This is a genomic window from Actinospica durhamensis (genome assembly GCF_018139695.1).
Taxonomy (GTDB): domain Bacteria; phylum Actinomycetota; class Actinomycetes; order Streptomycetales; family Catenulisporaceae; genus Actinospica; species Actinospica durhamensis.
The window spans coordinates 1-1,890 of the sequence record NZ_JAGSOG010000536.1 but is presented as its reverse complement, the minus strand read 5'-3'; the positions used below and the strand labels follow the sequence as shown (position 1 = coordinate 1,890).

Below are 1,890 nucleotides of genomic sequence, written 5' to 3'. Positions count from 1 at the left end.
TGCGGGTAGTGAGGGCGGGGGACGTGCGGTGGGCACGGATCCGGTGTCTGCGGGGTCGGAGCCGCAGTCGGAGCTGGAGCCTCGGCCGGGGTCTGTGTACGCGTGTGTGTCGGCGTCGACGGCGGTGTGGGCGCCGCCGGGGGTGCGTTGCGATCGGACGGGTGTGGGGACGGTGCTGACGCGCGTGCTGGCGGCGGCGGAGGAGCTGGCGGGGGTTTTGTACTGACGGTGGGTGCCGCAGCGTCGCAGGTTGCAGGCAGGTCGCAGGCAGGGTCGCGGTATCGCTGACGGTGGCTGTGGCGTGCCTCGCGGGTGGCGCTCACCGGCCGCGAGACATGCCGCCACGGAGCGCGTGTGACCGTCGCTGCCACTGCTGTTGCCGCTGCTGCGTCGTGACCATCGCTACCGCAGCACCGCGCCCAATGCAGCAGCGTCGCGTTACCCCTGCACGCGTGAGAGCAGGGGTAACGCGTAGCTGCAGGGAGTGACTGGCGTGCGGCACGGGCGGCTTCGCCGGCTGCCTACCCGCGCCAGCCAGGTCAGGCCGCCGCCCCCACCGCGACTAGCTCAGCCGCTCGAGGATCAGGGCCATGCCCTGGCCGCCGCCTACGCACATGGTCTCGAGGCCGAACTGCTTGTCGTGGGTGCGCAGGGAGTTGATCAGGGTGGTGGCGATGCGGGCGCCGGTCATGCCGAAGGGGTGGCCTACGGCGATGGCGCCGCCGTTGACGTTGAGGCGGTCGATGTCGATGCCGAGGTCGCGGTAGGAGGGGATCACCTGGGCGGCGAAGGCCTCGTTGATCTCGACTAGGTCGATGTCGCCGATGGACAGGCCGGCGCGCTTGAGTGCCTGCTTGCTGGCCTCGACCGGGCCGAGGCCCATGATCTCGGGGGACAGGCCGGTCACGCCGGTGGACACGATGCGGGCGAGCGGGGTGAGGCCGAGCTCGTTCGCCTTCGTGTCGGACATGATGACCAGGGCGGCGGCGCCGTCGTTGAGGGGGCAGCAGTTGCCCGCGGTGACCAGGCCGTCGGGGCGGAAGACCGGCTTGAGGCCCTCGACGCCCTCCAGGGTCACGCCCGCGCGCGGGCCGTCGTCCTTGCTGACGACGCTGCCGTCGGGGAGCGTGACGGGGGTGATCTCGCGCTCCCAGAAGCCCTCGGCGATCGCCTTCTCGGCCAGGTTCTGCGAGCGCACGCCGAACTCGTCCATGTCGCGGCGGGTGACGTTCTTGATCTGGGCCAGGTTCTCGGCCGTCTGGCCCATCGCGATGTAGACGTCCGGCACCCGGCCGCTCTCGCGCGGGTCGGTCCACGTCTCGGCGCCGGCCCCGGCCCGCTCGACGGTGCGCTCGACCGCGGCGTCGAACAGCGGGTTCTGCGTGCTGGGCCAGGAGTCCGAGCTGCCGCGGGCGAAGCTGGAGACCGACTCGACGCCGGCGCTGATGAAGACGTCGCCCTCGCCGGCCTTGATCGCGTGCAGGGCCATCCGGGTGGTCTGCAGGGACGAGGCGCAGTAGCGGGTCAGGGTGGTGGCGGGCAGGAAGTCGTAACCGAGCAGCGTGGCCACCACGCGCGCCATGTTGAAGCCGGACTCGCCGCCGGGCAGCCCGCAGCCGAGCATCAGGTCGTCGATCTCGTGCGGATCGAGCTCGGGGACCTGGGCGAGGGCGGCGCGCACGGCGGCTACGGCCAGGTCGTCGGGGCGCAGGTCCTTGAGCGACCCCTTGCCCGCCCGGCCGATGGGGGTACGGGCGGCGGCGACGATGACGGCTTCGGGCATCGGTCAGACTCCTGGAGTTCGGATGGCTGCTTGTGGCTCCGACGCTACCGGAAATGTTACCGATGGGTAAGGGACGGTGGGGGACGGCCGGGGACACAGCCGCGGCG

Annotated in this window: 1 protein-coding gene; it reads right to left on the bottom strand. The window is 71.7% G+C overall.

The annotated features are described in order from the left end of the window. Positions 1-562: 562 nt before the first annotated feature. A complete protein-coding gene (locus KDL01_RS40820) occupies positions 563-1,783 on the bottom strand; it encodes an acetyl-CoA C-acetyltransferase (RefSeq protein WP_212534092.1) in 1,221 nt (406 codons plus the stop codon). Positions 1,784-1,890 lie beyond the last annotated feature (107 nt).